This is a genomic window from Gilliamella sp. BG1 (assembly GCF_046635625.1).
Lineage (GTDB): Bacteria > Pseudomonadota > Gammaproteobacteria > Enterobacterales > Orbaceae > Gilliamella > Gilliamella bombi.
Genome location: NZ_JBIDFG010000004.1, coordinates 34,713 through 61,710, shown reverse-complemented (window position 1 = coordinate 61,710; position 26,998 = coordinate 34,713). Strand labels below are relative to the sequence as shown.

General features: G+C 34.7%; 29 protein-coding genes. 22 read left to right on the top strand and 7 right to left on the bottom strand.

All coding sequences use genetic code 11. The features are described from left to right. Positions 1-125: 125 nt before the first annotated feature. The 3 genes from ACGH80_RS02690 to hisM are packed head-to-tail and all read left to right on the top strand — an operon-like array spanning position 126 to position 2,327. The gene (locus ACGH80_RS02690) at positions 126-914 is read left to right on the top strand and encodes a lysine/arginine/ornithine ABC transporter substrate-binding protein (RefSeq protein ID WP_085165485.1); all 789 of its coding nucleotides are present in this window, start codon (positions 126-128) and stop codon (positions 912-914) included. Positions 915-917: 3 nt separating this feature from the next. Then, complete coding sequence (locus tag ACGH80_RS02685) at positions 918-1,601, top strand: ABC transporter permease (RefSeq protein WP_085165482.1); 684 nt, start codon at positions 918-920, stop codon at positions 1,599-1,601. A gap of 6 nt (positions 1,602-1,607) precedes the next feature. Next, positions 1,608-2,327 carry a histidine ABC transporter permease HisM gene (gene hisM, locus ACGH80_RS02680; protein ID WP_085165480.1) on the top strand — a complete coding sequence of 240 codons (720 nt, stop codon included), beginning with the start codon at positions 1,608-1,610 and terminating at the stop codon, positions 2,325-2,327. A gap of 127 nt (positions 2,328-2,454) precedes the next feature. On the opposite strand, the gene ACGH80_RS02675 is transcribed toward hisM, so the two are convergent. Then, the gene (locus ACGH80_RS02675; RefSeq protein ID WP_065591008.1) at positions 2,455-2,829 is read right to left on the bottom strand and encodes a hypothetical protein; all 375 of its coding nucleotides are present in this window, start codon (positions 2,827-2,829) and stop codon (positions 2,455-2,457) included. Between the two features lie 81 nt (positions 2,830-2,910). Next, positions 2,911-3,537: a transcriptional repressor LexA gene (gene lexA / locus ACGH80_RS02670; protein ID WP_065591009.1), complete on the bottom strand. Its 627-nt coding sequence runs from the start codon at positions 3,535-3,537 to the stop codon at positions 2,911-2,913. Positions 3,538-3,793: 256 nt separating this feature from the next. Here lexA and coaE point away from each other — a divergent pair, with 256 nt between their 5' ends. The 4 genes from coaE to tsaD are packed head-to-tail and all read left to right on the top strand — an operon-like array spanning position 3,794 to position 6,412. Next, entirely contained in the window at positions 3,794-4,399 is a 606-nt protein-coding gene (gene coaE, locus ACGH80_RS02665) for a dephospho-CoA kinase (protein WP_174798483.1), read from the top strand. Between the two features lie 5 nt (positions 4,400-4,404). Then, on the top strand, positions 4,405-5,142 hold the full coding sequence (gene zapD / locus ACGH80_RS02660; RefSeq protein ID WP_034911364.1) for a cell division protein ZapD: 738 nt from the start codon (positions 4,405-4,407) through the stop codon (positions 5,140-5,142). A 29-nt stretch (positions 5,143-5,171) separates the two neighbouring features. Further along, positions 5,172-5,387, top strand: a complete 216-nt coding sequence (yacG, locus tag ACGH80_RS02655; RefSeq protein WP_174798481.1) for a DNA gyrase inhibitor YacG — start codon at positions 5,172-5,174, stop codon at positions 5,385-5,387. Then, a complete protein-coding gene (tsaD, locus tag ACGH80_RS02650) occupies positions 5,387-6,412 on the top strand; it encodes a tRNA (adenosine(37)-N6)-threonylcarbamoyltransferase complex transferase subunit TsaD (RefSeq protein ID WP_411630491.1) in 1,026 nt (341 codons plus the stop codon). Before yacG ends, tsaD begins: the two co-directional genes overlap by 1 nt. A 103-nt stretch (positions 6,413-6,515) precedes the next feature. On the opposite strand, the gene ACGH80_RS02645 is transcribed toward tsaD, so the two are convergent. Further along, entirely contained in the window at positions 6,516-6,872 is a 357-nt protein-coding gene (locus ACGH80_RS02645; protein WP_194240423.1) for a DUF4282 domain-containing protein, read from the bottom strand. Positions 6,873-6,990: 118 nt separating this feature from the next. Here ACGH80_RS02645 and ycaO point away from each other — a divergent pair, with 118 nt between their 5' ends. Then, positions 6,991-8,757: a 30S ribosomal protein S12 methylthiotransferase accessory factor YcaO gene (ycaO, locus tag ACGH80_RS02640; RefSeq protein WP_411630490.1), complete on the top strand. Its 1,767-nt coding sequence runs from the start codon at positions 6,991-6,993 to the stop codon at positions 8,755-8,757. Between the two features lie 61 nt (positions 8,758-8,818). Here ycaO and ACGH80_RS02635 read toward each other — a convergent pair whose 3' ends face one another. After that, positions 8,819-9,649 (bottom strand): shikimate 5-dehydrogenase, encoded by an 831-nt coding sequence (locus ACGH80_RS02635; RefSeq protein ID WP_411630489.1) that lies wholly within the window; start codon positions 9,647-9,649, stop codon positions 8,819-8,821. A gap of 70 nt (positions 9,650-9,719) precedes the next feature. Here ACGH80_RS02635 and ACGH80_RS02630 point away from each other — a divergent pair, with 70 nt between their 5' ends. The 3 genes from ACGH80_RS02630 to mltG all read left to right on the top strand — a co-directional run bounded on the left by ACGH80_RS02630 (position 9,720) and on the right by mltG (position 12,371). Next, a complete protein-coding gene (locus ACGH80_RS02630; RefSeq protein ID WP_034911385.1) occupies positions 9,720-10,049 on the top strand; it encodes a nitrous oxide-stimulated promoter family protein in 330 nt (109 codons plus the stop codon). 206 nt (positions 10,050-10,255) lie between these two features. After that, positions 10,256-11,356 (top strand): alanine racemase, encoded by a 1,101-nt coding sequence (gene alr, locus ACGH80_RS02625; RefSeq protein WP_411630488.1) that lies wholly within the window; start codon positions 10,256-10,258, stop codon positions 11,354-11,356. Next, entirely contained in the window at positions 11,349-12,371 is a 1,023-nt protein-coding gene (gene mltG / locus ACGH80_RS02620) for an endolytic transglycosylase MltG (RefSeq protein WP_085165467.1), read from the top strand. The genes alr and mltG overlap by 8 nt, the downstream gene beginning before the upstream one ends. Positions 12,372-12,444: 73 nt before the next feature. Here mltG and ampD read toward each other — a convergent pair whose 3' ends face one another. Next, on the bottom strand, positions 12,445-13,323 hold the full coding sequence (ampD, locus tag ACGH80_RS02615; RefSeq protein ID WP_411578494.1) for a 1,6-anhydro-N-acetylmuramyl-L-alanine amidase AmpD: 879 nt from the start codon (positions 13,321-13,323) through the stop codon (positions 12,445-12,447). A 200-nt stretch (positions 13,324-13,523) separates the two neighbouring features. Between ampD and ppdD the strand changes: the two genes are divergently transcribed. The 5 genes from ppdD to ACGH80_RS02590 all read left to right on the top strand — a co-directional run bounded on the left by ppdD (position 13,524) and on the right by ACGH80_RS02590 (position 18,394). Next, positions 13,524-13,955 carry a prepilin peptidase-dependent pilin gene (ppdD, locus tag ACGH80_RS02610; protein ID WP_034911395.1) on the top strand — a complete coding sequence of 144 codons (432 nt, stop codon included), beginning with the start codon at positions 13,524-13,526 and terminating at the stop codon, positions 13,953-13,955. Between the two features lie 39 nt (positions 13,956-13,994). Then, a complete protein-coding gene (locus tag ACGH80_RS02605; protein ID WP_411630487.1) occupies positions 13,995-15,104 on the top strand; it encodes an ATPase, T2SS/T4P/T4SS family in 1,110 nt (369 codons plus the stop codon). Further along, positions 15,101-16,276 (top strand): protein transport protein HofC, encoded by a 1,176-nt coding sequence (gene hofC / locus ACGH80_RS02600; protein WP_411630486.1) that lies wholly within the window; start codon positions 15,101-15,103, stop codon positions 16,274-16,276. The genes ACGH80_RS02605 and hofC overlap by 4 nt, the downstream gene beginning before the upstream one ends. Beyond that, positions 16,276-17,025: a prepilin peptidase gene (locus ACGH80_RS02595; RefSeq protein ID WP_065591021.1), complete on the top strand. Its 750-nt coding sequence runs from the start codon at positions 16,276-16,278 to the stop codon at positions 17,023-17,025. The genes hofC and ACGH80_RS02595 overlap by 1 nt, the downstream gene beginning before the upstream one ends. 211 nt (positions 17,026-17,236) lie before the next feature. Next, entirely contained in the window at positions 17,237-18,394 is a 1,158-nt protein-coding gene (locus ACGH80_RS02590; protein ID WP_296318016.1) for a M20 aminoacylase family protein, read from the top strand. A 68-nt stretch (positions 18,395-18,462) separates the two neighbouring features. Here ACGH80_RS02590 and ygfZ read toward each other — a convergent pair whose 3' ends face one another. Further along, complete coding sequence (ygfZ, locus tag ACGH80_RS02585; RefSeq protein WP_065611291.1) at positions 18,463-19,338, bottom strand: tRNA-modifying protein YgfZ; 876 nt, start codon at positions 19,336-19,338, stop codon at positions 18,463-18,465. A gap of 284 nt (positions 19,339-19,622) precedes the next feature. Here ygfZ and ilvI point away from each other — a divergent pair, with 284 nt between their 5' ends. Beyond that, positions 19,623-21,341 carry an acetolactate synthase 3 large subunit gene (ilvI, locus tag ACGH80_RS02580; protein ID WP_085165460.1) on the top strand — a complete coding sequence of 573 codons (1,719 nt, stop codon included), beginning with the start codon at positions 19,623-19,625 and terminating at the stop codon, positions 21,339-21,341. Beyond that, positions 21,341-21,835 carry an acetolactate synthase small subunit gene (gene ilvN, locus ACGH80_RS02575; protein WP_065591025.1) on the top strand — a complete coding sequence of 165 codons (495 nt, stop codon included), beginning with the start codon at positions 21,341-21,343 and terminating at the stop codon, positions 21,833-21,835. Before ilvI ends, ilvN begins: the two co-directional genes overlap by 1 nt. Before the next feature lie 230 nt (positions 21,836-22,065). Here ilvN and ACGH80_RS02570 read toward each other — a convergent pair whose 3' ends face one another. After that, complete coding sequence (locus ACGH80_RS02570; protein WP_296301075.1) at positions 22,066-22,443, bottom strand: DUF5362 family protein; 378 nt, start codon at positions 22,441-22,443, stop codon at positions 22,066-22,068. A gap of 120 nt (positions 22,444-22,563) precedes the next feature. On the opposite strand from ACGH80_RS02570, the gene dusA reads away from it, so the two are divergent. The 4 genes from dusA (at position 22,564) to ACGH80_RS02550 (ending at position 26,983) form a co-directional block, all read left to right on the top strand. Further along, entirely contained in the window at positions 22,564-23,490 is a 927-nt protein-coding gene (dusA, locus tag ACGH80_RS02565) for a tRNA dihydrouridine(20/20a) synthase DusA (RefSeq protein ID WP_174798576.1), read from the top strand. A gap of 103 nt (positions 23,491-23,593) precedes the next feature. Beyond that, on the top strand, positions 23,594-25,609 hold the full coding sequence (rep, locus tag ACGH80_RS02560) for a DNA helicase Rep (protein WP_174798470.1): 2,016 nt from the start codon (positions 23,594-23,596) through the stop codon (positions 25,607-25,609). A gap of 35 nt (positions 25,610-25,644) precedes the next feature. Beyond that, on the top strand, positions 25,645-26,400 hold the full coding sequence (locus ACGH80_RS02555) for a hypothetical protein (protein ID WP_296302413.1): 756 nt from the start codon (positions 25,645-25,647) through the stop codon (positions 26,398-26,400). A 112-nt stretch (positions 26,401-26,512) separates the two neighbouring features. After that, positions 26,513-26,983 carry a YhcH/YjgK/YiaL family protein gene (locus ACGH80_RS02550; RefSeq protein WP_174798468.1) on the top strand — a complete coding sequence of 157 codons (471 nt, stop codon included), beginning with the start codon at positions 26,513-26,515 and terminating at the stop codon, positions 26,981-26,983. Positions 26,984-26,998 lie beyond the last annotated feature (15 nt).

Here is a 26,998-nt window from a genome sequence, read left to right as displayed (position 1 = left end):
TTGTCTAGCGTTTTTGCCATTAAGTAATTCTAATTTTATACACCACAATAATAACTTTTTTTTATTATAAAATTACCTTAGAACACGTTATATTATTGCCTTAAATAAAAAAGGAAAGATTAAACATGAAGAATTTATTAAAAAAATTAGTTATTTTTGGTTGTTTAAGCTTGCCAATGGCAAGTTATGCTGCCTTACCTGAATCGATTAAAGTTGGTTCGGATACGTCCTATGCGCCTTTTGATTTTATTGATGCTAATGGTGAAGTTACTGGATTCAACATTGAACTCACGAAAGCATTGTGTGAAAAAATCAATATTAAATGTACTTTTCAATCGACCGACTTCGATGCTTTGATCCCGTCGTTATTATCAAGAAAGATTGATATTATCTCGTCTTCGCTAATGATGACCGAAAAACGTAAAAAACAGATTGCTTTTTCTGACGAAATCTTTATGACTTATTCACGTTTGATTGTTAAAGAGGGTACTAATTTAATGCCTAATGCTGAGTCCTTGAAAGGTAAGCGTGTTGGTGTTGAGCAAGGTACATCGCAAGAACATTTCGCCAACGAGATGTGGCGTCCGAACGGTGTAGTTATTGTGCCTTATCAAAATCAGTTACAAGTATTTTCTGATCTAGTGGCAGGTCGTTTAGATGCGGCATTGCAAGATGAAGTCACTGGCAGTTATGCCTTTTTAAAACAGCCACAAGGTAAAGGTTTTATTTTTGCTGGGGATGCTCTAACCGATGCGAACTACTTTGATGTTGGAGTAGGAATTGGTTTTCGTAAAAATGATAATGAGTTGCGCGAAGCCTTTAACCTAGCTTTAAAAGACCTCTTAGCTGATGGCACCTACCAAAAAATCAACAATAAGTATTTTGATTTTAATGTGTACGGTAATAAAAAATAAACCATGCAGGGGTATATTTCTTTAATTTGTCAAGGTGCATGGTTGACTATTATTTTAGCATTGACATCGCTACTACTGGCCATGATACTTGGTATTGTTTGTGCATTAGGTAAACTGAGTCATTCAAAAGTATGTAATGTGCTTTGTCAGGCTTATACATCGTTAATTCGAGGTGTACCCGATTTAGTGTTGATGATGCTAATCTTTTTTGGCTTGCAGTTTTTGGTTAATAATATAACTGATTATTTTAACGCTCCTTTTATTGAAGTTGATCCTTTAATCGCTGGTATTATTACGTTAGGCTTTATTTATGGGGCATATTTTACCGAAACTTTTAGAGGAGCTTATCTTGCTGTTTCTAGAAACACCTTAGCGGCAGCAACAGCGCTTGGTTTAAGTAAAGTGCAAGTATTTGGGTATGTAATGTTTCCTTTAATGATGCGCTTTGCCCTGCCAGGTATTGCTAATAATTGGTTAGTGGTGTTAAAAGCGACAGCATTAGTGTCGTTATTGGGGTTATCGGATTTAGTCAAAGCTACTAAAAATGCAGGTGAAGCTATGTACCAACCCTTATTATTTGCTTTGATTGCTGGGGCGTTTTATCTGTTTTTTACATCAATATCTAATATCATTTTATGGTGGCTTGAACGGCATTATTCTATTGGCATTACTAAAACTAAATTATAAGAACTCATGTTAGAAATTATTCAACAATATTGGCAATCACTATTATGGACCGATGGTTATAATATCACTGGTCTTGCGATGACGCTATGGATTTTTATTTTATCGGTTTTAATGGGGGGAATTTTGTCGCTAGCGTTAGCGGTAGGGCGAAACGCACAAAATAAACTGATTAAACTACCTATTTGGCTATTTACTTATATTTTTCGAGGTACGCCTTTATATGTGCAGTTATTGATTATTTACACTGGTATATATACCTTAAGTGTGGTTAAAAATAATGCTTGGTTAGGCGATTTTTTTCAAAGTGGTTTAAATTGTACGGTGTTAGCTTTTACCCTAAATACCTGTGCCTATACTACTGAAGTTTTTGCTGGAGCTATGCGGAATGTGCCAAATGGCGAAATTCAAGCTGCAACAGCACTTGGTTTTAATCGTTTTCAAATTTATCGTTATATCATTTTTCCAAGAGCATTTCGTATTGCATTGCCAACTTATAGTAACGAGGTTATTTTTATGTTGCATTCAACTGCACTGGCTTTTACTGTTACTGTGCCTGATGTGATGAAGATTGCGCGCGATATTTATGCCGAAACCTATCAACCTTTTCATGCTTTTGGTATTGCAGCAGTGATTTATCTTTGTGTGAGCTTTACATTGATTTTTAGTTTCAAAAAGTTAGAGCAACGTTATTTGGCTTTTCAGCAGGCTAATATACAAATCAGTTAATAAATTGATTTAGACTATCGGATAATTTTCTCAATTCGTTTATAAGTTTATTGATCTATCAAAATAAAAATCCGACAATTGTAATGACATTTGCCGGATTTTGGTTGTTTGTCGATTTGACAACATGTTAATTTATAGGATAAAAATCGTTTGTAGAGTCAGCATCATCATCATGGTGACTTGAACCAGGTAATGCTCTAGCTCGTTCAATAGGAACATAACTGCCGCTAGGAGTTTCTACTTGGCATTCGCCTAAAAAGATAGAATATTTTGTGTTAGCTCGCATACTTTCGCCTCTAAAATAACAGTGAGTTGCATTATATAAATCAACGCGACAAAGTAATGCAATACCTAACCAAGTAATTAATACAGCTAAAGCAACCCATTTTAGATGTTTCCAAATAAAAAGCCAAAAACCGATCCCTCTAAAACGGCAGTACCCAAAAACGAGTAATAAAACTGCAATAAACCCTAAAAATTCGTATAACCAAAATAGCCACATAGTAATCTCCCACACGTTAGTTAAGTGCTATTTTATACTAACTTTGGCTATACTTCTATATACTTGCGTCTATGAGTTTGCTTACATCCAAGATCCGTTACGAATAATACCAACCGCTAATCCTTCAATAGCAAAATTTTGCTGTTCTAAATCAACTTTGATTGGCGAAAACTCGGCATTTTCGGCAAGAAGATGTACATGCTTGCCTTTACGCGACAAGCGTTTAACTGTAACTTCATCATCAATACGAGCTACAACAACTTGTCCATTTTTAACGTCTTGGGTTTTATGTACAGCCAACAAGTCACCGTCAAATATACCAATATCTTTCATTGACATACCTTGCACTCTTAATAAAAAGTCTGCGCGAGGTTTAAATAGTGAAGGATCAACTTGGTAATGGCTTTCAATATGCTCTTGCGCTAATATTGGCGAACCAGCCGCGACTTGTCCAATAAGGGGTAAACCATCCTGTTCGTTTGGCTCAATAGGTGTTTCAAGTAAAAGGCGAATTCCGCGTGATGAGCCGGCGATCATTTCAATTGCGCCTTTTTTAGCTAAGGCTTTCAGATGTTCTTCGGCGGCGTTGGCAGATCGAAACCCCAATTTCTGGGCAATTTCAGCACGTGTAGGTGGCATACCAGTATTTTGAATGTTATCTTTTATTAAATCATAAATCTGTTGTTGGCGCTCAGTTAACGGTCTCATTACATATTCCTGTTTTTATATACAGATACATGTAATTATATACAGCTAATAATATAAAACAACTGTTTTATTTAATTTATTTTTCAATTGGTGGTAAATTTTGGGGGGATTGTTGTTATTATGCGCTAATTTTGTGAATTATTCTGGAAATGCAATAGTTAATTAACAACTGAATCTTTCTCCTTATTAGTATTATTTAATCAACTTATATATATGTTATAATAAAGCAATTTTTTGTTGGATTGGAATTTGCTTTATGCCTTATGTTGTTGCGCTCAGTGGTGGTATTGCCAGCGGTAAAAGCACTATTGCTGATTTGTTTGCCAAATTAGGCGTGCCTATTATTGATGCAGATATTATTGCAAGGCAAGTTGTGCAACCTGGTAGTTATGCTTTTAACCAAATTGTTAAGCATTTCAGCCAAGAAATTTTACTCGCTAATGGAGAACTTGATCGTAGTCAACTCCGCGAAATTATTTTTAATAATGAGCATGAACGGCTCTGGCTTAATGATTTGTTGCACCCCATCATTCAACAAGAAACTCAAACACAAATTGCTATGCAAAGTAAAATCTATCTAATTTGGGTTGTGCCGTTATTGATTGAAAACAATTTGCATACTTGGGCTGATCGTGTGCTGATAATTGATACCTCATTTTCACTACAATTGGAACGATTAGTAAAAAGGGATAATATTAGTGAATCATTAGCTAAAAAGATGATACAGTCACAAGTATCTTTAAAGAAACGTTTATCTTATGCTGATGATATTATAGTTAATGACGGTAATTTGTTGTCGCTAACAACACAAGTTAATCTACTGCATCAACAATATTTAAATAGCTTTAAAAGTAAGATTTAGAATAGATGAATAATATTATTTTTGAACATCCATTAAATGAAAAAATGCGTACTTGGCTTAGAGTTGAATTTTTATTAAATCAATTAAATGTACATTGTCATTTTAATGACAATAGTGCGTTGATTTTTTTTCATGCATTGTCTGAGTTGTTAGAGATTATTGAGCGTAATGATATTAAAGGTGATTTGGTTAAAGAGCTTGAATCGCAAAAACAAAAGTTAATTTTGTGGTTAAATGTCGAAGGCGTGGATCATGATTTACTCAATGACCTGATTCAGCAATTTGATGATTTTATCGTCCAATTTAATACAATTGGACGTTTAGGACAACCATTAAAAGATGATCGATTTATTACAGCCATTCGTCAACGTTTAATGATTCCGGGGGGATGTTGTAGTTTTGACTTGCCTTCGTTTCATTTATGGCTCAGAATTTCACAAGAAAGGCGTTATAATCAAATAAAAAATTGGTTACAACACTTATCAATACTTGATAAATCTCTAACATGTTATATGCAATTAATTCGACGGTTGGGGGAATTTAGACCGTTTGTTTATACCAATAATTTTTTTCAAGAAACAAATGGTGATGTTAATTTGATTCGTATTCGAATTTCTTTAGATAAAAATGTATATCCTCAAGTATCTGGTCATTTGTCGCGTTATAGTATTCGCTTTTTAGCACTTGAGAATTACGATAACGTCAATACTGATGAAATTGAATTTGAATTAGCCTGTTGTTGATTGAATACTGTTATTAAAAAAGAGTTGAAATGAATAAAAATACTACATTTGTTAAGTGCCCAACTTGTCAAAAAGAAGTTGAATGGAGTCAAACTAGTCTTTATCGTCCATTTTGCAGTAAGCGTTGCCAGCTTATCGATTTAGGTGATTGGGCAACTGAAGAACATCGCATTGCTGATAAAGATATGACAGAACAAGATATCTGGAGTGAACAAGACCTTGCTGATTTTATAGGTAGACATTAATGAAGATCCTTGGTATTGAAACTTCATGTGATGAAACTGGTATAGCCATTTATGATGATGTTAATGGTTTAATTGCAAATCAGCTTTATTCACAAATTAAATTACATGCTGATTATGGTGGTGTGGTGCCAGAACTGGCATCGCGCGATCATATTCGTAAAACCGTGCCATTAATTCAAGTAGCTTTAAAACAAGCTAATTTAACCGCACACGATATTGATGGGGTTGCCTATACTGCTGGTCCGGGATTGATTGGAGCGTTGATGGTAGGCGCATCGATTGGACGATCGCTTGCTTATGCTTGGAACGTACCCGCTGTTGCAGTTCATCACATGGAAGGCCATTTACTTGCGCCGATGCTTGAAGATAATCCACCTGAATTTCCCTTTGTTGCATTATTAGTTTCGGGGGGACATACACAGCTTATTAGTGTGACTGGTATTGGTAAATATGAACTTATTGGAGAGTCAATTGATGATGCTGCAGGAGAAGCTTTTGATAAAACAGCCAAATTGCTTGGTTTAGATTATCCCGGTGGCGCAAAATTATCAAAATTGGCTGAACAGAGTAGTGGAGCGCGATTCCATTTTCCTAGGCCAATGACTGATCGTCCTGGGCTTGATTTTAGTTTTTCAGGCCTTAAAACAGCCGCAGCTAATATGATTCATCAGCATAGTGATAATAATATTATTGATCCACAAACTAAAGCAGATATTGCTAGAGCATTTGAGGATGCTTTGGTTGATACATTGGTGATTAAAGTAAGACGAGCACTTGAACAAACTAGATTTAAAAATTTAGTAGTTGCTGGTGGGGTAAGTGCTAACAAAACACTGCGTACTAAATTGACTGAGTTGATGCATCAACGAAAAGGAAAAGTTTTTTATCCAAGGCTCGAATTTTGTACCGATAATGGTGCCATGATTGCTTATGCTGGTATGATTCATTTAAAAGAGAGGCAGTATTTAGATTTAGTTATTAGTGTTAAACCAAGATGGCCTCTTAGCGATCTTAATGTTGGTTAATTGATTATTTTGATTTGACAACATGTAAATTAAAATTACATGAAAAATAAAAATGCGGGAATTTGTTCCCGCATTTTTAAGCTATATAGTTAAATAAACGATATTAATTAATAGGATCTGTATCAGAACATTCTTCTTGTTTTTCTGAATTGGTCTTTTCATTAGCTAATTTTTGAATATTTTGATTAATATTAAATAGTACACAAATTAATTCAAAACCAATGCGAGTTGAAATAAAGCCCACAACTAAGGTAACAATGCCAGTGAAAAAAGCAACTAAACCCATAGTAAAGCTATAAGTAAATGCAGCAAAACTACCTAATATCATAGAAAACGCACTAATTCCAATAAGTAATAATGCGATCCAATACACGATTGTGATAAAAGAAGGTGTTAACATTTTATCAAAGAAGAATAAGTCTTTAATGGTAAAGCCTTTAAAGTCTATTTTTTTGTTCATTTTATTTCCTTTTTAGTTGGATTGATTTTATTACTTCTATTTTTTTATATTTGCGTATAAAGTGATAATTTTTGAAAAGCGCAACAATAATAACATAAAATTATTTTGAGATTAACTTATGAAAACTTATATCCCCGGTAAAGATGCTGCTCTTGAAGATTCGATCAACTATTTTCAGCAGCAATTAGCAAAATATGATTTAGAAGTAAAAGAAACTTCTTGGCTAAATCCGGTACCTAATGTGTGGTCAGTGCATATTCAAAATACTAAATGTCCACTGTGCTTTGCTAATGGTAAAGGCGCAAGCAAAAAGGCGGCATTAGCATCGGCTTTAGGAGAGTATTTTGAACGGTTATCAACCAATTACTTTTTTTCAGATTTTTACTTAGGAGAGCAAATAGCGAATGCCGATTTTGTGCATTATCCAAGTGAAAAATGGTTCACTATTCCTGAAGATAATTCCCTACCTAAAGGACTATTATCCAAAGAACTACTTAAGTTTTATGATCCTAATCAGGAATTGAGTGCAACAGATTTAATTGATTTACAATCAAGTAATGGTGATCGAGGTATCTGCGCTTTACCATTTGAACAGCAGTCTGACAAAAAAACTATTTATGTGCCAGTTAATTTAATTGCTAATTTATATGCCTCTAATGGAATGTCAGCCGGTAATACTCGTAATGAGGCTCGAGTACAAGGGTTATCTGAAATTTTTGAGCGTTATACTAAAAATAAGATTATAGCCGAAGGCATTAGTTTACCAATTATCCCAACTGAAGTGATTAACCGTTACCCCACCGTTTTAGCTGCAATTGATGCGCTTGAAAGCGAAGGCTTTCCGCTTTACTGTTTTGATGCCTCATTGGGTGGCGAGTTTCCGGTTATTTGTGTAGTGTTATTTAATCCACAAAATGGAACGTGTTACGCCTCATTTGGTGCGCATCCAAATTTTGGCGTTGCGCTTGAAAGAACAGTAACAGAATTACTACAAGGACGCAGTTTAAAAGATCTTGATGTGTTTTCACCTCCAAGTTTTGATAATGATGATATTGCCGACCTTAGCAATTTAGAAACGCATTTTATTGATTCGAGCGGTTTGATTTCATGGGATCTATTTAATGAGCAAGCAGATTACGAATTTGTCGATTGGGACTTTTCCGGTTCAACTGAGCAAGAATTTGCTAATTTGATGGATATTTTTACCCGCCATAATACTGAAGTGTTAATTATGGACTACGAACACCTTGGTGTATATGCTTGCCGAATTCTGGCCGTTGGTATGTCTGAAATTTATCCTCCTGAAGATCTTATAATTGCCAATAGCAATATGGCTATTGGATTACGAGAGCTTATTTTGTCATTACCTTACCAAAAACGTACAGCTAAACAGTACCTAGCAATTATTGAACAGTTTGATGATGAAGGGCTTGATGATTATGCTCGAATTCGCGAACTGCTAGGCATAGCAACAGGTAACGATAATGCTTGGTTAACTCTTCGCGTTGGCGAGTTAAAAGCAATGCTGGCATTGGCAGGCAAAGACTTAATACAAGCACAACAGTGGATTGATTGGACGATTGAAATGAACGAGTCTATATTCACGCCATCGCGCAATCATGCTTATCGTTGTTTACAGACATTAGTTAATTTTATTTTACAACGAGACAAAAAACAGTTTAATAACTATCAAGCCGCATTTAATAAAATGTATGGTAAAACCTGTGTTGATGATATGTGGCAATACGCTAATGGTGACAAAACATTTTTTGGTTTAGCTAATTATACGAAAATCGAGAAACAGACCAATAACAATCTAGAACAGTTTGATATGCACCAAAAATTATTAGCTGTATATAATAAATTGCATCAGACAATGTTATAAATTATTAACTTAAATTTTATTTAAATTCCACCGGTGAACACGGTGGAATGAATAACTTTATTTAACCTTGCCTTGCAAATTCTCCTGCTTGCCTTACTAACTCATCGCTCGGGGTTACACCGGTATATAACACAAACTGTTCAAGCGCTTGTAAAACAGCAACATCAGCACCTGAAATAATGATTTTATTTATCTTTTGGGCATATTTTATCATGGGAGTATCAACGGGAAGGGCAACTACATCAAACACAATATCGGCATTTTTTATCATAGTTGTGGGAAATGCAAGCGCCTCAAACTCAATAGCACCAAGCATACCAATTGGGGTAACATTGATAATCAATTTGGCTTGATGTGGCAATATTTCTTGCTCATCCTTTACCCATTTATAGCCATATCGTTTGGCTAATGCTTCGCCTTTTTGTTGGTTACGTGCGGCAATAATACCATTTTTAAATCCCGCATCATAAAAAGCTCCGATCACCGCATTAGCCATGCCTCCGCTGCCTTTTAATACAAATGGTGTTGTATTATCAATCTTATTTTCTACAATGAGTTTAGCAACGGCAATATAATCAGTGTTATAAGCTTTTAAATGATGGTTGGTGTTAACAATGGTATTTATCGATTGAATAGATTTTACCGAGTCATCTAATTCATCAATAAACTCAATGCAAGCTTCTTTATAAGGCATTGAAATGGCGCAACCTCTAATACCTAAGGCCTTAATGCCATAAATCGCATCTTTCAAATTATTGGTAGTAAAGGCTTTATATAAGTAATTAAGATGGAGTTTTTCGTACAAATAGTTATGAAAGCGAGTACCAAAATTGCTTGGTCTTGCTGAAAGGGACATGCAAACAGTTGTGTCTTTATTGATAATTCTTGCCATTACAACAAATCCTTGTGATCATATTAGATGATTTTATTTTACCACTTTCTTAATTAACGTGTATGTAATTATGGTTGCAAACAATAACGGTCCTAAAATACAGCAAGAAAAAGCAACAGTAAGAGCAATGATCTATTTATATTGCTTTAAACAACATCATAGCCAACATCATCAGTTATGTGAGGAATGCAACGACCTATTGCAATATGCTATGCAACGCTTAACAATGTGCCGTTTTGGTGAAGAAAAAACGACATGTGAACGTTGCCCTAAACATTGTTATCGTAAAGATTATAAATTAAAAATTAAACAGGTAATGCGGTTTTCTGGTCCAAGAATGTTAATTTATTATCCTACAATGGCATTAAGGCATCTTTATAAAAACTTGGTGAGTAGGTAAGTTATTACCATTATTAACGTTTACTATGACAAAACAAATATTAACTCGTCATAAAGTTAAAATTATGGTTTAGTATATTCTATTGATTAAAAATACTAATTTCCGTAATAGCCTAAAATTTCCACCGATTTGTATACTGTAAAAAATTTGTTATTATTAGAAACAGAATTTAAAATAATGGTTCGATAAGAGTCTGGATCAAAGAAATGTCTATTGCAGTTGTTGAAGTTAATCGTCAAGCAGTTATTCATAATGTTGAGTATCTCAAAAAAATGGCTCCAAATAGTCAACTAGTTGCGATTATAAAAGCCAATGCTTATTCACACGGTAGTGAGGAGATTGCTCAATTATTACATGATAAAGTGAATTATTTTGGTGTATCGCGCCTTACCGAAGCTATGCAATTGCGAAACAATGGTATTAACACACCGATTCTGGCTTTGGAAGGTTTCTTCCCGCATGATGATTTGGATTATTTTATTGATTTTAACATTCAACCAGCTATTCATAGCAAATGGCAAATTGACATATTGCAAACATCCCTCCGTAAAGATCAAATTACCACATGGTTTAAGCTTGATACAGGAATGCATCGTTTAGGTTTTTGTCCTGATGAAGCAAAAGAAGAATTTTATCGTTTGGCTAGTTGTTCAGTGGTTTGCAAACCAATTAATATTATGAGTCATTTTAGTTCGGCTGATGATCTCTCTTCAGAGAAAACGTTAAAGCAAATAGAACTATTTGATGAGTTTATTAATTCAATTGATGACAAATCACTTATTGGCAAACGCTCGATTGCTGCATCGGGCGGTATATTAGCCTGGCCAAAAGCTCAGCGAGATGTTGTGCGTCAAGGTATTGCTTTATATGGCGTTTCACCTTTTGATGAATCTATTGCTGAGCTACAACCTGCAATGACGTTTAAATCTGAATTAATTGCGGTACGAAAACACAAAAAAGGTGAATCAGTTGGTTATGGTCAAATTTGGTGTAGCCAGCAAGATACTAAACTAGGTGTGGTTGCAATGGGGTATGGTGATGGTTATCCACGAAATATTCCAGAAAATACTCCTGTTTTGATTAATGGTCGAAAAGTACCAATCGTTGGTCGAGTATCAATGGATATGATTGTAGTTGATTTAGGTATAAATTGTCTTGAAAAACCAGGTGATGAAGTCATATTTTGGGGAGCAGGACTTCCTGTTGAGGAAATCGCAAAGCATACTGGAATTAGTGCTTACGAATTAATAACGCGCTTAACTTCACGCGCAAAAATTCATTATATAGATAAATTAAATTATGATTAAAAAAATATTTTTATACACTTTACTTTCTTTTATATTAATTATTGGCGGCTCGATCAGTATTGGTTATTACTTTTTACAGCAGTTTTCTAAACAACAAATGCAAGTAACCAACGAAAACCAGATGTTTGTTTTGAAAAAAGGCACATCCATGCACCAATTGGTTGCACAAGTTAAAGAAAGTAAATTAATGCATAGTGCTTATTTATTGCCTTATTTGTGTAAATTGAATCCTTCATTGAGATCAATTAAAGCAGGAACTTATCAATTACACCCACATATGACCGTTGAAGAGTTTTTGCAATTATTAGTGTCGGGTAAAGAAAGCAATTTTTCAATTCAATTTGTGGAAGGTAAACGAGCTAAAGATTGGTTAAATATTATTCAAAGTACGCCATACATTGAACAAACATTAGTTGGAAAAACAGATGAAGAAATTGCTAAGTTATTAGGCATTGAAGGATCAATTGAAGGTTGGTTATCGCCTGATACTTACCTTTATACCGCAGACACTTTAGATATTAATATCCTAAAACGTGCGCATATGACGATGAAAAGTAATTTGCAAAAAATTTGGGATAATCGGGATAGTAATCTTCCTTATCAATCCCCTTATGAATTACTGATTATTGCATCAATTATTGAGAAGGAAACAGGTATTAGTTCAGAGCGTGCTAATGTGGCATCGGTATTTGTTAATCGTTTAAGAGCTAAAATGAAGTTACAAACAGATCCAACTATTATTTATGGTTTAGGCGATAACTATAAAGGTACTATTAGGCGCGTTGATTTGACCGATACTGAAAATCCTTATAATACTTATGTTATTGAAGGATTACCACCAACTCCAATTGCAATGCCAAGCATTGCCTCGCTCGAAGCTGCAGCACACCCAGCTAAAACCAATTATCTGTTTTTTGTGGCGAATGGAACAGGTGGACATACATTCTCAAGTACTTACAGTAACCATCAGCAAGCAGTTAATGAGTATCGTCGAATGAATAGCAGTGGGAATTAAATAAAAATTCAATAAAATCAATACTCTACCTGAGTATTTTTTCAGGTTTGTTAACTTTAATTATTACCGCATATTAATGCGGTAATTTTTCATAATTAAGTTGCGACAAATCATCAAGTTGCTTAATTAGGTAAAGTAGATGATTAACATCTTGTTCTTGCTCTTTTAGTGCTTCTTCAAAATAAGGGTGTAAGGCAAATTTGGGCAAATTTGTTTTGGCGTCAATCATTGCCTGTATACGTGGAATAAAAATCCATTGTAACCATTCGTGTGCTTGCATGGTATCGATAGCAAAAGGTTCTTGGCTTAAAAATGCATTGGGATTTGGCGGTATAGTTTGCCATAAATTGATTTTTTGTAATTCCTCTATAATTTGTTCAAGTTGATTTAGTAGATTTTGCCCTTGCGATTTTTGTGTTAATAAATTCTGATAATGTAGCCAATCAAAACAAGGGCCAGGATCTGTTTTTCGATTTGGAGCAATATCGCTATGCCCAGCAATATCTTTGATGGCATAAGTTTGTTGTAATAATAACGTAACGTTTACTAATTGCTGATATTGTTGTTCGGTAAAATTATCGCTATCACATCCTTCCATTTCGATGCCGATCGAAAAATCATTACAATTTTCTTTCCCTTCAAATGCTGATTTTCCTGCATGCCAGGCACGTTTATCAAATGGAACAAATTGAATAATTTCACCATCACGTCGAATAAACAGATGGCTTGATACTTCAAGTTGATGAATCGAAGCAAAGTACGGGTGCTGGTTGGGATCGAGCCGACCAGTAAATAATTGCTCAACATAAGGACCTCCATATTCATTGGGCGGTAAGCTTATATTATGAATAACAAGTAGTGATATCGGTTTATTAATAGGTCGTTCATTATAAAAAGGCGAAACAACTTGCTTTATACCTTGTAACCAGCCATTAACAATTTTTAGGGACATAGTGACTCCACTTATTTGATAAACCGATGTATGGATTTGTCTATTTTGCGATTTGCTTCGCAAAAATTGAACATACAACGTAATAATTAACTACATTAAGGATTTTACTTTCTAATCTTACTTATTCATTATTATTCCATTTTTTTGTTTTGCTATAAAGGCTCTTAGATTAAATCATTGACTAAAAAATAGAGGTATTTATGTCTAATCAATCGGGCTTTACGTTATTTGAACTTATGATTGCTATTATTGTTATCGCTATCTTAGCTGCTATCGGTGTTCCTGCTTATCAGGGATATGTAAAAAAAGCTGCCTTAACCGATATGTTACAAACGATGACTTCGTATAAAACAGCTGTCGAAATTTGTGCTGTAGAGCAAGGTAGCTTAACCAATTGTAGTAATGGTAATAATGGCGTACCAGCGAGTCGAACATCAAATTATGTTACCTCTATTACGGTTAATAACGGAGTTATTACCTTGGTTGGAACCAGCGCCTTAACAGGGTTAACAACTACACTAACACCAACAATCAATGCTACAAATGGCAATTTAGATTGGAGCCGAGTTTGTACTACATCGCCAAGTGATACCAGTTTAACCAGTGCTTGTGAAGATATTTTTAAATTCTAATGTTTGTATTTAATAATTGACGAATAAGGAACCACCTTTATGCAAGAAGAACAGTTAATTGAAAGTATCGATAAATTGTTACTTGAAGCATTAGATAAGCGTGCTTCGGATATTCATTTTGAGCCTTACCAACATAGCTATCGTATTCGTATGCGCATTGATGGTGTTTTGCACGATATGTTATCCCCGCCCCTTGCATTAGCGAAACAGATAACAGCAAGATTAAAAATCATGTCTCAACTAAATATAGCTGAACATCGATTACCGCAAGATGGTCAACTCATTATTGATCGTTATACCATGCGTATTTCCACTTTGCCTGTAATGAATGGCGAAAAAATTGTTTTAAGAGTAATGGATAATCATGAATCTGAATTAACCATTAATGATTTAGGGTTAACGGATGCAGATCTGTTAACATTCAAACAAATTTTAGACTACCCACAAGGATTGATTTTAGTTACAGGTCCAACAGGAAGCGGTAAAACGGTGACGTTATATAGTGGATTAAAGCGGTTAAATAAAACCGAACGTAACATCTGTAGTGTCGAAGATCCCATTGAAATTCCTCTAGAGGGTATTAATCAAACTGCGATTAATCTCAAGGCTGGCTTAACATTTGCTATTGTATTGCGTGCTTTACTACGGCAAGATCCTGATGTAATGATGATTGGCGAAATTCGCGATCATGAAACCGCCGAAATTGCAATTCAAGCTGCGCAAACAGGGCATCTAGTATTATCTACATTGCACACTAATTCAAGTGTCGAGGCAATAACACGATTAAAGCAAATGGGGATAGAAAATTATCTATTGTCATCAAGTTTAAAATTAATTATTGCTCAGCGGTTAGTTCGAAAATTGTGCTCACACTGCAAAGTTGTGGCGAGTGATTTAGTTAAGCTGGGCAATGAATACGAACCGCATTATTTAGCTTCAGGATGCCCAAATTGTATTGGCGGTTATAAAGGACGAATTGGGGTATACGAGTTTTTAGTTATCACGCCCGATATTCAACAACAAATATTAGCCAATCAAACTATTTTACCTTCAAATATGACTTCGCTAAAAATAGCAGGACAAAAATTAGTGAGGCAGGGCGTGACAACATTAGCTGAATTAAATCGAGTCTTGGGTGATACAGCGTGAAACGGCTCTATTATTGGTATGATGTTGATTTTAATCAACACAAAATTATTGCCGAATCATCACAGGCTATTAAAAGGCAGCTATTGTTGCAAGGTAAAATAGCCATTAAGATTAAAGCCGGTAAAATTATCACCCCACACAGTTTTAATCGTACAGATCTGCTGATGATTACCAAACAATTAGCTACCATGCTAAAGGCGGGATTATCTATTATTGATATATTACAATTGCTTGCTCAAGAACAAGCTAAACCGCATTGGCAATATTTGTTACTTGATATTAAACAACAAATAGCTAAAGGCGAATTTTTATCTCAAGTATTACGCCAACATTCTTCGGTATTTTCTGCCCTGTATTGCGAAATTATTGCAACAGGCGAACTGACAGGACAGCTTGATGAAAGCTTTGAGCAGTTAGCATTATTGCTTGAAAAATCAATCAAACTACAAAAAAGTATAAAAAAAGCAACGCGTTATCCGTTGTTTTTATTATTGATTGCAATGATGGCAAGTTTGGTGATGTTATTATTTGTTTTACCAAAATTTTCAGATATTTATCAAAATTTCGATGCTGAACTACCAGCTTTTACACAAGGTGTTATTGATTTTTCGAGTTATTTGCAACAAAGCTGGTTAATTTGGTGTATCGTATTTTTTATTAGTTATTTTTGTTATCAGCGCTATTTAAAAGTGCGTTATCGACGTAAAATCGAAATGATAGTAATAAAATTTCCCTTTATTGGAAAAATTATTCAAACCACTTGCTTAACTCAGATTTTCCAAACAATTGGAATCACTCAAAAAGCAGGTATACCATTATTGACTGGTTTAACTGCGGCGGCTAATACTACTAATTATTTTCTTTATCGTGATAGTATTTCGCAAATTATTGTAGGTATTGAGCAAGGGCTTTCATTTAGCCATGTATTGCATGGGCAACGATATTTTCCTAATTTATGTTCACAGTTAATTCATGTGGGAGAGGAGTCAGGCACACTAGATTTAATGCTCGATAAATTAGCAACTTATTATCAAGAACAAAATCAAACCTTAACCGATAATTTATCGCAAGCATTTGAGCCATTATTAATGCTTGTTTTGTCTTTAATTATTGGCAGTTTAATTGTGGCTATGTATTTACCGATATTCCAAATGGGCGATGTAATTCACTAATGTTAGTATTTATTATTAACTATTTAGGTCTTTGTATCGGTAGCTTTGTTTATGTTGCTTATTATCGTTATTTGCCAACACTGACATCATACCAATATTTATGTCGAATTAGTTTTCATCGATCTGCTTGCCCACATTGTCATAGTAAGCTGAAAGCTTGGCAATTGATACCGATTATTTCTTGGTTAATATTAAAACGACGTTGTTATTACTGCGATACCAATATTTCATGCCAATATCTTATTGTTGAATTATTTGTCGCTGTTTTATTTACTTTTATCTATATTGATAAAAGCATCAATTATCAAAGCGGTATTTTAATGATTCTTGGTTGTTATTTTTTACTTTTAGCTTTAATCGATTTTAAATACTATTTATTGCCAGATTTGTTTACCCAACCATTAATGTGGACAGGTGTAATGCTTGCCTATTTTGATTTGGCAAACATCGTTTTAACCGATGCTTTGCTAGGTATCTTTTGGGGATATCTATTATTAAAAATACCTGCTACTTTATTTTATTTGGTATTTAAAAAACAGGGATTAGGGGGAGGTGATATCAAATTGCTTGCCGCTCTTGGTGCTTGGTTGCCTTATACATCATTACCAATGTTATTATTTTTTGCTTCCCTATTGGGGATTATATATTCTCTTTTTTTGCGATATGTGATCAATGAACCAAAATCAAAAGTTATTCCATTTGGTCCTTTCTTATTAATTTCTGGTTATGTGATTTATTATTTCTGTTAAAAAGTTTCAGGAAAATAGGTGTTTTAATCAATTTATTGTTAATCAATAAGTGTTAAAAGTGCATAAATGTATTATTTTTTCATTAAATGCAATATATAACTAAAATTGATATCCATAGTAAAAATAGTTATTTTTATAAAAGTGAAAATCGCGTTATAGTGTTAGCTAGGTTTGTTGAACCGCAGGTTATTCACCTACTAAGGAATTACTTATGATATCTAATAGTATTAATCAATTAAAAACCGAAATGATAACATGGCGCCATCATATTCACGCCCATCCAGAAACAGCCTTTGAAGAGGTTAAAACCACGCAATTTATTATCGAAAAGTTACAATCCTTTGGTATTACCGAGTTATATACTGATTTTGCTCCAACAGGAGTTGTTGGTATTATTAAAGGTAATCGTGATGGACGATGGATTGCTCTGCGAGCTGATATAGATGCATTAGATATTATTGAAGAAAATAATATTAATTATTGCTCAACCATTTCTGGCAAAATGCATGGGTGTGGTCATGATGGGCATACTGCAATGTTACTAGGAACGGCTAAATATCTTAGTGAACACCGTGATTTTGCTGGTACTGTTGTTCTTATTTTTCAACCAGCTGAAGAAAACGAAGGCGGAGCCAGAGTAATGGTTGAAAATGGTTTATTTGAACAATTTCCGATTGAAGCAGTATATGGCATGCATAATCAACCTAATATGGAGTTAAATCACTTTTATATTAATCATGGCCCAATGATGGCATCGTATGATGTATTTGAGATCAAAATAACGGGTGTTGGTGCTCATGCCGCTGCGCCTCATCTAGGAAAAGATACAATTTTGACAGCTACGCAAATTGTAAATGGATTACAAAGTATTGTGAGCCGTAATGCTGATCCTTTAAGTTCATTGGTAGTTAGCGTAACGCAAATTCATAGTGGCGATACTTGGAATGTGTTACCACAGGAAGCGGTTATTCGCGGTACTGTTAGAACATTTAGTGCACAAGTACAAGATATGGCTGAAAATCGTATTAAACAAATAGCAACAGGTATTGCCACAACATTTGGAGCCAAGGCGGAAGTAGATTATCAACGCCGTTACCCAGCTACCATCAATTACGCTAAACAAGCTGATATTGCTATTGCAGCTGCTAAACAAGTTGTGGGACAAGATAACTTAATTATTGATCCTCTCCCTTCAATGGGTTCAGAAGATTTTGCTTTTATGCTACAAAAAATCCCTGGTGTTTATGTATGGTTGGGCGCTGGTAGAGGGGCTAATTTGCATAATCCAGCTTTTAACTTTAATGATGAAGTGTTAACAACTGGTGTAAGCTATTTTGTTGAAATAGTTAACCAAGAACTTGCTAACTAAGTTAAAACGAGATTTCAACGACAGCTGGAATAAACGTTGTGTTATCCCAGCTTATTAGTCGCAGACAATTAAAATGTCATTCGGCTATTGTCATTTCCATATACTCTAAATGGCGTATTTAAATCAATTCCATTATTAAGTACCACTTGGACGCAAACACCGTCTTTTTCGTCTAGTTTTGCCGCAGCTAACACAAGTCCCCCTTCTCGCCAACCACCGGCAAGTTTATATTCAAGTGTACTACCAATTTTAGGTAGAACATCACTCGTGCCCTTTATAACATACATACCACGAGTATTTGCTCCACGGAACTGCGCTCTAGCTACCATTTCCTGACCACAGTAACAACCTTTTTCAAAGCTGATTGCGTCATAAGATTGCAAATTACAGGCTTGTGGTAATAATATTGCCATATTGTCATTATCAATGATAGGGTAACCAGCTTGCAGATCAAGTTTTAGCCAGTCGCTACATGGATGTAAATCTTCAGAAATAGGCTCCGGCGTTACCATAATAACACGCATTTGCGGTAAAGGTAGTTTGATATAGGTGATATTATTTTCAGTAAAACAGTTTTTATCGCTTAATTTTTCTGTGATTCCAGGGGGGATCGCATCTCCAACCAAGCCGACCATATTTAGATCTTCGACTGGTTCGATAGTTACTTTAGAAAAAACAGCGTATTTTGTTAGTTCGGCAATCTGTTTTTTAACAACACTTTTACGCTCAATATAGTAAATATCATTACCTCGTTGAAATAACAATAAAGTACTCCACATTCTGCCTTTACTGTCGCAATGAGCAGCATAAAGCGTAGATTTTTCTGAAAGTCGGTTAATATCGTTAGTTATTTGACCTTGCAAGAAAGCTCGGTTATCCTCACCTGTAACTTTAACTAATTGCCAGTCAGCAAGAGAGGTTGGTTTAGAAGAAATATTGCTCATATTTGTACCTTTGGGTGAAGAAGAATCCTAGTACCGTTATGGCTAGAAATACTCATCTCCTGAGTTTATATAAAAAATAAAAAAATAACAATAAAATCAATTAGCAATATTTAAATAAAATAGATAGATTACGGATATTATTCATAATATTTTAAAAAATAATTTTATTTGTGGATAATTTTTTCAGTAAAACACTTAGTTAATTGACTTTAATTGATTTTGTTTATAAGTTGATGCAAAATAAACCACTAAATGACTAATCAGTTACATTGGAGACAACAACCATGGCAAAACTGTCAGGCGCAGAGATGGTTATTCAATCTTTGATTGACCAAGGAGTAAAACAGATATTTGGCTATCCCGGTGGTAGTGTTCTTGATATTTATGATGCCATTCACACGTTAGGTGGTATTGAACATATATTAGTTCGCCATGAACAAGCTGCGGTACATATGGCCGATGGTTATGCTAGAGCAACAGGGAATGTTGGCGTTGTTTTAGTTACATCAGGCCCTGGGGCAACAAACACTATTACTGGTATTGCAACAGCTTACATGGATTCGGTTCCACTGGTTATATTGTCTGGACAAGTTGCCAGTAACCTAATTGGTAATGATGCATTTCAAGAATGTGACATGATCGGAATTTCGCGTCCGATTGTTAAACACAGTTTTTTAGTCAAAGATAGTAAAGATATTCCAGAAACCATCAAAAAAGCATTTTATATTGCTTCGACAGGTAGGCCTGGTCCAGTCGTTATCGATCTACCAAAAGATATTGTTAATCCAGCTAACAAATATAATTATCATTATCCAAAATCAGTTTTAATGCGATCTTACAATCCAACGATTCAAGGTCATAAAAAACAGATCAAAAAAGCATTAACCACGTTGTTATCGGCTAAAAAACCGGTGTTATTTATTGGTGGTGGGGTTATTGCCGCCGATGCTAGTGGCGAAATTAAAACACTTGCAGAAAAATTAAACTTACCTGTCGCTTCAACGTTAATGGGTATTAGTGCTTTTCCGGGAACCGATAAACATTATCTTGGTATGATAGGCATGCACGGTATTTATGAAGCTAATATGGCCATGCATAATGCCGATGTAATTTTTGCAATCGGTGCACGTTTTGATGATCGAACAACCAATAATGTTGAAAAATATTGTCCAAAAGCCAAAATTATTCATGTTGATATCGATCCGACTTCTATTTCAAAAACTATATCTGCTTCAATTCCTGTAGTTGGTGATGCAAAAGTTGTTCTTGAAACGTTGCTGTCTATGTTAGATGAGTTAAATACAGAACGTGATCTTGACGCATTAATTGATTGGTGGAAACAGATAGAACACTGGCGATCACGTCACTGCTTAGCTTATAACCATGAAGGGCAAAGCATTAAACCACAAGAAGCGATACAAGTGTTATATAAATTAACCAAAGGTGATGCATTTGTGACGACCGATGTCGGTCAACATCAAATGTTTACTGCGCTTTATTACCCATTTGATAAACCTCGTCACTTTATCACATCTGGTGGGCTAGGCACGATGGGATTTGGTTTGCCAGCAGCGCTGGGAGTCAAATTGGCATATCCTAAAAAAACCGTTGTATGTGTAACAGGCGATGGTAGTATCCAAATGAATATTCAAGAATTATCAACCGCATTGCAATATGGCTTACCAGTACTGGTTTTAAATTTGAACAACCGCTTCTTAGGCATGGTTAAACAGTGGCAAGATATGATTTATTCTGGACGCCATTCAAGTTCTTATATGGAATCTCTACCTGATTTTGCTAAAATTGCAGAAGCCTATGGTCATGTTGGTATGGTAATAACAAAGCGTGAGGAACTAGAATCTAAACTGAAACAAGCACTGGCAATCAAAAACCGTTTAGTTTTTGTTGATGTTATGACTGATGCGACTGAACATGTATATCCAATGCAAGTTCGAGGTGGTGCAATGAACGAAATGTGGCTTAGTAAAACGGAGAGAACCTAATGCGTTATATATTATCAATCTTAACCGAAAACGAACCTGGCGCATTATCACGAATTATCGGCTTGTTTTCGCAACGTGGTTTTAATATCGAAACTATCACCACTGCGCAGACTGAAGATCCAACCATGCACCGCATGACAATTCAGACCTCGGGTGATGAGCATGTGATTGAACAGATCCAAAAGCAATTGCATAAACTTGTTAATGTTTACCGTGTTCATGATTTAACCGAAGGCCCGCATGTAGAGCGTGAAATCATGCTAGTAAAAGTAGAAGCAAAAGGTTCACAAGCACGTGATGAAGTTAAACGTTGTGCCGATATTTTTAGAGGATCGATCGTAGATGTTACTGCAACACATTATATTGTACAACTATCGGGTACTAGTGAAAAACTAGATTCATTTTTATCCTCAATTCGTGAAACATGCAATATTATCGAAACCGTCCGTTCAGGAATTATTGGCTTATCACGTAGTGAAAAAACAGTTAAATAGCCATATTTATAGTTAACATATTTATTAAGGCACATTGTGCGCCTTAATTTTGTTAACAATACTAAGACTGTTGATTTCTCAATCAAAAGGCATAAAGATGTTGCCATATTTTAATCTTGCCAAAAATTAACAATAGCAACTCGTTATGCCTAGAACAATGCTACTAGATACTTACTTGAAAAGGTGCCAAAATTAGAAGATCAGTAGTCTTTAGATTAAAGTAATAATTGTTAGTAATAACCATTACTGTATGTAACAAGAATAGAAATAATAATTACAATGTATAAAACAATAAATACAATCGAAGCGATAAATGTAATTAGAAAATATTTCCAATAGCCATAAATATTTTCTATAGCATCAACGATATCGTCTCCTTTTCGAAGACTTGCAGCTAAGCTAAATGCACTTCCCGATTTGAAAAGTTTGGCTCCAGCAAAAATTTGTGGGATGCCAACAATAGCAGTAATTATTCCTAGACATGTAAAAGCGCCAGCAATTATAAAAATAACACCAAAAACTTGTTGCATAGTAGCGATAAAACGCATATGTTTTATTAATAATTCAGTTATTTGAAAAGAAATTGTATTTGTTTGATTTGTATTCATTTTTATTCCTTATATTATTGCTCTATTTGAACGTGGCGAATAAAATAGCATTTTTTAAATTAATGTCGAGGTAATTTTTTGCATAATAGTTCAAGTTTAAATCGTTTTTCTATTGCCCCAATGTTAGATTGGACAGATAAACATTGCCGTTATTTTCATCGAATTTTAACAAAAAAAGCATTGCTATATACCGAAATGGTGACTACAGGCGCAATTTTATTTGGAAAAGGTGATTATTTAGCTTTCAACAATGAAGAGCATCCACTTAGCTTGCAACTAGGCGGTAGCGATCCTAACGCATTAGCACAATGTGCAAAATTAGCGCAAGAACGTGGTTATGACGAAATCAACTTAAATGTAGGATGTCCATCAGATCGCGTACAAAATGGTATGTTTGGTGCTTGTTTAATGGGAAATCCAAATTTGGTTGCCGATTGTATCGCTCAGATGCAAGATCAGGTTGATATTCCCGTCACGGTAAAAACAAGAATTGGTATTGATGATTGCGATAGCTATACTTTTTTGTGTCAATTTATTGAGAAGGTAATGCCTTACACCAAAACATTTATTGTACATGCGCGCAAAGCATGGTTATCAGGATTAAGCCCAAAGGAAAATCGTGAGGTTCCGCCACTTGACTATGAACGTGTTTATAAATTGAAACAAGATTATCCCAATTTAACTATAGCCATCAATGGTGGCATAAAAACAATTGATGAAATAAAATGCCATTTACAGCATGTTGATGGTGTAATGGTTGGGCGAGAGGCATATCAAAATCCAGTGTTACTTACTGAAATTGATACGCAAATTTTTGGCACAAATGCTCCCGTCATTGATCCTCTATCTGCTATTCAAGCACTTTACCCTTATATCGAACAACAGCTAATGCAAGGTGCGCAACTTAACCATATTATGCGGCATACTTTAGGTATATTTAATGGACGTAAAGGAGCAAGGCAATGGCGGCGCTATCTTAGCGAAAATACGCATAAAAAAGGGGCAGGGATCGAGGTTGTTGAACAGGCTTTAACATTCATCAAATAATATTTAAAAAATAGCAATTATATTTGCTCAATAATGACGCTAATTGCGCGTTGCTAGTATATCGTTATATACTAGCTCACATTTTTCCTAATGGTTTTATTCTGTGCGTTTAAATTCAAGTCAACAAAAAGCCGTTGAATATGTTTCAGGACCTTGCCTTGTTTTAGCTGGGGCAGGTTCTGGCAAAACTCGGGTTATCATTAACAAAATTTCCTATTTAATTCGTGTTAAAGAATATTTACCACGCCATATTGTTGCGGTTACCTTTACGAATAAAGCCGCACGCGAAATGAAAGAACGTATAGCCCAAGCACTTAGTAAACAAGAAGCAAGAGGGCTTAAAATATCAACATTCCATACGCTAGGATTGGATGTTATTCGCCGAGAGTATACTCATCTGGGAATTAAATCTAATTTCTCATTATTTGATGATCATGATCAAACAGCGCTACTCAAGGAACTAACTCATCAATGGTTAGAAGATGATAAGGATCTAATTAATCAATTACGCTCAACAATCTCAAATTGGAAAAATGATCTTGTTGATTCAACTATTGCGATGGCAAGAGCGCAGACGAATAAAGAGAAACTATTTGCTCACTGTTATCAATTGTATGAAAAACAATTAAAAGCTTGCAGTATATTAGATTTTGATGATCTTATATTATTGCCCACACTCTTATTAAAAACCAACGAAGAAGTTCGCGAAAAATGGCAAAACAAAGTTCGTTATTTGTTGGTTGATGAATATCAAGACACAAACACAAGTCAGTACGAATTTATCAAATTACTAGTTGGTAACCGAGCTAAATTTACTGTTGTTGGTGATGATGATCAGTCTATTTACTCTTGGCGTGGTGCACGACCACAAAATTTAGTATTACTTAAACAAGATTTTCCTAATTTAGAAGTGATCAAATTAGAACAAAATTACCGATCATCGGGTCGAATTTTAAAAGTGGCGAATATCTTAATCGAAAATAATCCACATATCTTTGAAAAAAAACTTTTCTCAGAACTGGGTTATGGTGAAACATTAAAAGTTATTTCAGCCGATAGCGAAGAGCATGAAGCCGAAAAAGTTATTAATCACCTTATTGGCCATCGTTTTGCGCATAACAGTCAATATGGTCAATACGCTATCTTATATCGTGGCAATCATCAGGCACGACTAATTGAAAAGATACTCATGCAATATCGGATACCGTATCGAATCTCTGGCGGTACATCATTTTTTGCTCGAATTGAAATTAAAGATTTAATGGCATATTTGCGATTATTAACTAATCCAGATGATGATAATGCGTTTATTCGTATTATCAACACACCAAAACGAGAAATTGGTCCAGCAACTATTCAAAAACTTGGCGAATGGGCTAATCATCGAGGTGTTAGTTTATATCAAGCAAGCCATGATATGGGGTTGACCCAATTGCTTTCAGGTAAACGTATGGAGTCATTACAAGAATTCATACAATGGTTTGATGCCCTTATTCAAAAATCTCATACTGAACCCATGGAAGCTATTTATGAACTTCTACACGGGATTCATTATGAGAGCTGGATTTATGAAACCTCATCATCCCCAACATCAGGGCAAATGCGTATGCGGAATGTAGAACAATTGGTCAGTTGGTTAAATGATATGTTGCAAGGTGATGATATTGATGAAGCAATGACACTTGAACAAGCTGTCGCGAGATTTACTTTGCGTGATATGTTAGAACGTAACGAGTCCGAAGAAGAACTCGACCAAGTACAACTTATGACACTACATGCATCTAAAGGATTAGAGTTTCCTTATGTCTACTTGATTGGCATGTCCGAAGGTTTATTACCTCATCAAACTAGCATTGATGAAGATAACATTGAAGAAGAGCGCCGTTTAGCTTATGTTGGTATTACTCGGGCGCAACGAGAACTGACTTTTTCTTTTAGCCGGCAACGTAAACAATTTGGCGAAACCCTTCAAGTTGAACCGAGTCGATTTTTATTAGAACTGCCACAAGACGACTTGGAGTGGCAAGATCAGCGTAACGAATTATCACCTGAAAAAAAAATGCAACAAGGGCAAAGTAGACTAGCCATGCTAAAAGCGCAAATTGCCAAGGCTAAGTAACCAAATTTTGACAATTATAAAATAAGGAATAACAAATGATGAAGTTAATAATAAGTGTCATATTAATTTTAACTAGTTGCTTTGCGAATGCTACAGGTTTAAATTATCACTCAGAACGCACGAGGCTCTATCAATTAACCAAAAAATTTGAAGCGCAAAAAACATTACCTAGGTTATATACAAAAGAAGGAAAAGAAATTCTTAGCCAATTTACTGATCCCAAACTTCTTGAGAATTTTTCAAAAGATAAAATAGATGAGAAATTAGATATAACCAATTATATCAACCATATAGTTGAGATTTATTTAACCTTTTCATCAAATAAATCAAACGAAATAACCAGCCAAGATCTAACGAATAACCTAAAACGATTTCAACAAGAAATTATTTTATTAAGTACTTTTAATATAAAATATTTTGCGGCAATATCTCCCCATATTAATCAGTTTTATAAAGAACTTCCCGATAATGAAAGAGGTGGAGTCATACAGTATAGTGTGAAAATGATGCAATCAGAAATGTTAAAATATTACTACGGTGGATTTAAGTGGATTGCTTTACCAGACTGTTTAACTGAACAATCTAAATTGGATATTATCACCACATTAGAACAGTCAGCTGAAAATTACGCAAAATTTATCCCAGAATCGAAAAAGACCGCAATCATTGAAAAGGCCGAACAATTAATAACTCAACAACCTATATTTAAATCACAGTTATCACATATTATCAACGTGATGAAAACAAACGAATGTGAAGAAATATGTCAAATAATCTACGAAAATAAGTGACTTATGTATATACTCTTTATCAATCTAATTAAATTTATCATAGTATAAGTTAGTTACAACTAATTTGGTTATTTGTATTAATTTTCATCAATATTTTTAAGGATAATTTGGTATGATTTTAGGTAATATTAATCATTTAGGGTTAGTTCCTTATTTACCCGAAAAAATTAAGCAATCAATTGAATATATTAAAGATAATGTCAATAATAACACGCCTGTGGGGCGTTACGATATTGATGGTGATAATATGTTTTTTATGGTGTCAGATAGTGCATCGCGATATATCCACGATGCTGATCCAGAATATCATGAAAAATATATTGACGTTCAGATTGTTTTAGTTGGGCAAGAGGGTATGGCAGTAAGTACGTTACCTCCGTATACCAAAGTGTTAGATAATAAATTAGTAGAAAATGATATTGCCTTTATCGAAACACCAAAAGAAGAGACCTTGTTGATATTACACCCAAATGATTTTATCGTGTTTTTACCTAATGAAGTGCATAAACCGCTTTGTGCAATTGATAATAATATCGAAACAGTTCGCAAAGTTGTGGTAAAAATCGCGTTAGATTATTTATAAAAAGGTTAAAGATGA

Excerpts from the sequence above, each read along its gene's own strand:
- mltG (WP_085165467.1), top strand. The coding sequence starts at position 11,349 with ATGATTAAAAAAATATTTTTATACACTTTACTTTCTTTTATATTAATT.
- ACGH80_RS02550 (WP_174798468.1), top strand. The coding sequence starts at position 26,513 with ATGATTTTAGGTAATATTAATCATTTAGGGTTAGTTCCTTATTTACCC.
- ilvN (WP_065591025.1), top strand. The coding sequence starts at position 21,341 with ATGCGTTATATATTATCAATCTTAACCGAAAACGAACCTGGCGCATTA.
- alr (WP_411630488.1), top strand. The coding sequence starts at position 10,256 with ATGTCTATTGCAGTTGTTGAAGTTAATCGTCAAGCAGTTATTCATAAT.
- ACGH80_RS02690 (WP_085165485.1), top strand. The coding sequence starts at position 126 with ATGAAGAATTTATTAAAAAAATTAGTTATTTTTGGTTGTTTAAGCTTG.
- coaE (WP_174798483.1), top strand. The coding sequence starts at position 3,794 with ATGCCTTATGTTGTTGCGCTCAGTGGTGGTATTGCCAGCGGTAAAAGC.
- ACGH80_RS02555 (WP_296302413.1), top strand. The coding sequence starts at position 25,645 with ATGATGAAGTTAATAATAAGTGTCATATTAATTTTAACTAGTTGCTTT.
- zapD (WP_034911364.1), top strand. The coding sequence starts at position 4,405 with ATGAATAATATTATTTTTGAACATCCATTAAATGAAAAAATGCGTACT.
- ACGH80_RS02635 (WP_411630489.1), bottom strand. The coding sequence starts at position 9,649 with ATGGCAAGAATTATCAATAAAGACACAACTGTTTGCATGTCCCTTTCA.
- ACGH80_RS02570 (WP_296301075.1), bottom strand. The coding sequence starts at position 22,443 with ATGAATACAAATCAAACAAATACAATTTCTTTTCAAATAACTGAATTA.
- hisM (WP_085165480.1), top strand. The coding sequence starts at position 1,608 with ATGTTAGAAATTATTCAACAATATTGGCAATCACTATTATGGACCGAT.
- ACGH80_RS02645 (WP_194240423.1), bottom strand. The coding sequence starts at position 6,872 with ATGAACAAAAAAATAGACTTTAAAGGCTTTACCATTAAAGACTTATTC.
- ACGH80_RS02590 (WP_296318016.1), top strand. The coding sequence starts at position 17,237 with ATGATATCTAATAGTATTAATCAATTAAAAACCGAAATGATAACATGG.
- ACGH80_RS02595 (WP_065591021.1), top strand. The coding sequence starts at position 16,276 with ATGTTAGTATTTATTATTAACTATTTAGGTCTTTGTATCGGTAGCTTT.
- ycaO (WP_411630490.1), top strand. The coding sequence starts at position 6,991 with ATGAAAACTTATATCCCCGGTAAAGATGCTGCTCTTGAAGATTCGATC.
- ACGH80_RS02675 (WP_065591008.1), bottom strand. The coding sequence starts at position 2,829 with ATGTGGCTATTTTGGTTATACGAATTTTTAGGGTTTATTGCAGTTTTA.
- ampD (WP_411578494.1), bottom strand. The coding sequence starts at position 13,323 with ATGTCCCTAAAAATTGTTAATGGCTGGTTACAAGGTATAAAGCAAGTT.
- ilvI (WP_085165460.1), top strand. The coding sequence starts at position 19,623 with ATGGCAAAACTGTCAGGCGCAGAGATGGTTATTCAATCTTTGATTGAC.
- ACGH80_RS02630 (WP_034911385.1), top strand. The coding sequence starts at position 9,720 with ATGGTTGCAAACAATAACGGTCCTAAAATACAGCAAGAAAAAGCAACA.
- ACGH80_RS02605 (WP_411630487.1), top strand. The coding sequence starts at position 13,995 with ATGCAAGAAGAACAGTTAATTGAAAGTATCGATAAATTGTTACTTGAA.
- ACGH80_RS02685 (WP_085165482.1), top strand. The coding sequence starts at position 918 with ATGCAGGGGTATATTTCTTTAATTTGTCAAGGTGCATGGTTGACTATT.
- ppdD (WP_034911395.1), top strand. The coding sequence starts at position 13,524 with ATGTCTAATCAATCGGGCTTTACGTTATTTGAACTTATGATTGCTATT.
- lexA (WP_065591009.1), bottom strand. The coding sequence starts at position 3,537 with ATGAGACCGTTAACTGAGCGCCAACAACAGATTTATGATTTAATAAAA.
- ygfZ (WP_065611291.1), bottom strand. The coding sequence starts at position 19,338 with ATGAGCAATATTTCTTCTAAACCAACCTCTCTTGCTGACTGGCAATTA.
- dusA (WP_174798576.1), top strand. The coding sequence starts at position 22,564 with ATGTTAGATTGGACAGATAAACATTGCCGTTATTTTCATCGAATTTTA.
- yacG (WP_174798481.1), top strand. The coding sequence starts at position 5,172 with ATGAATAAAAATACTACATTTGTTAAGTGCCCAACTTGTCAAAAAGAA.
- tsaD (WP_411630491.1), top strand. The coding sequence starts at position 5,387 with ATGAAGATCCTTGGTATTGAAACTTCATGTGATGAAACTGGTATAGCC.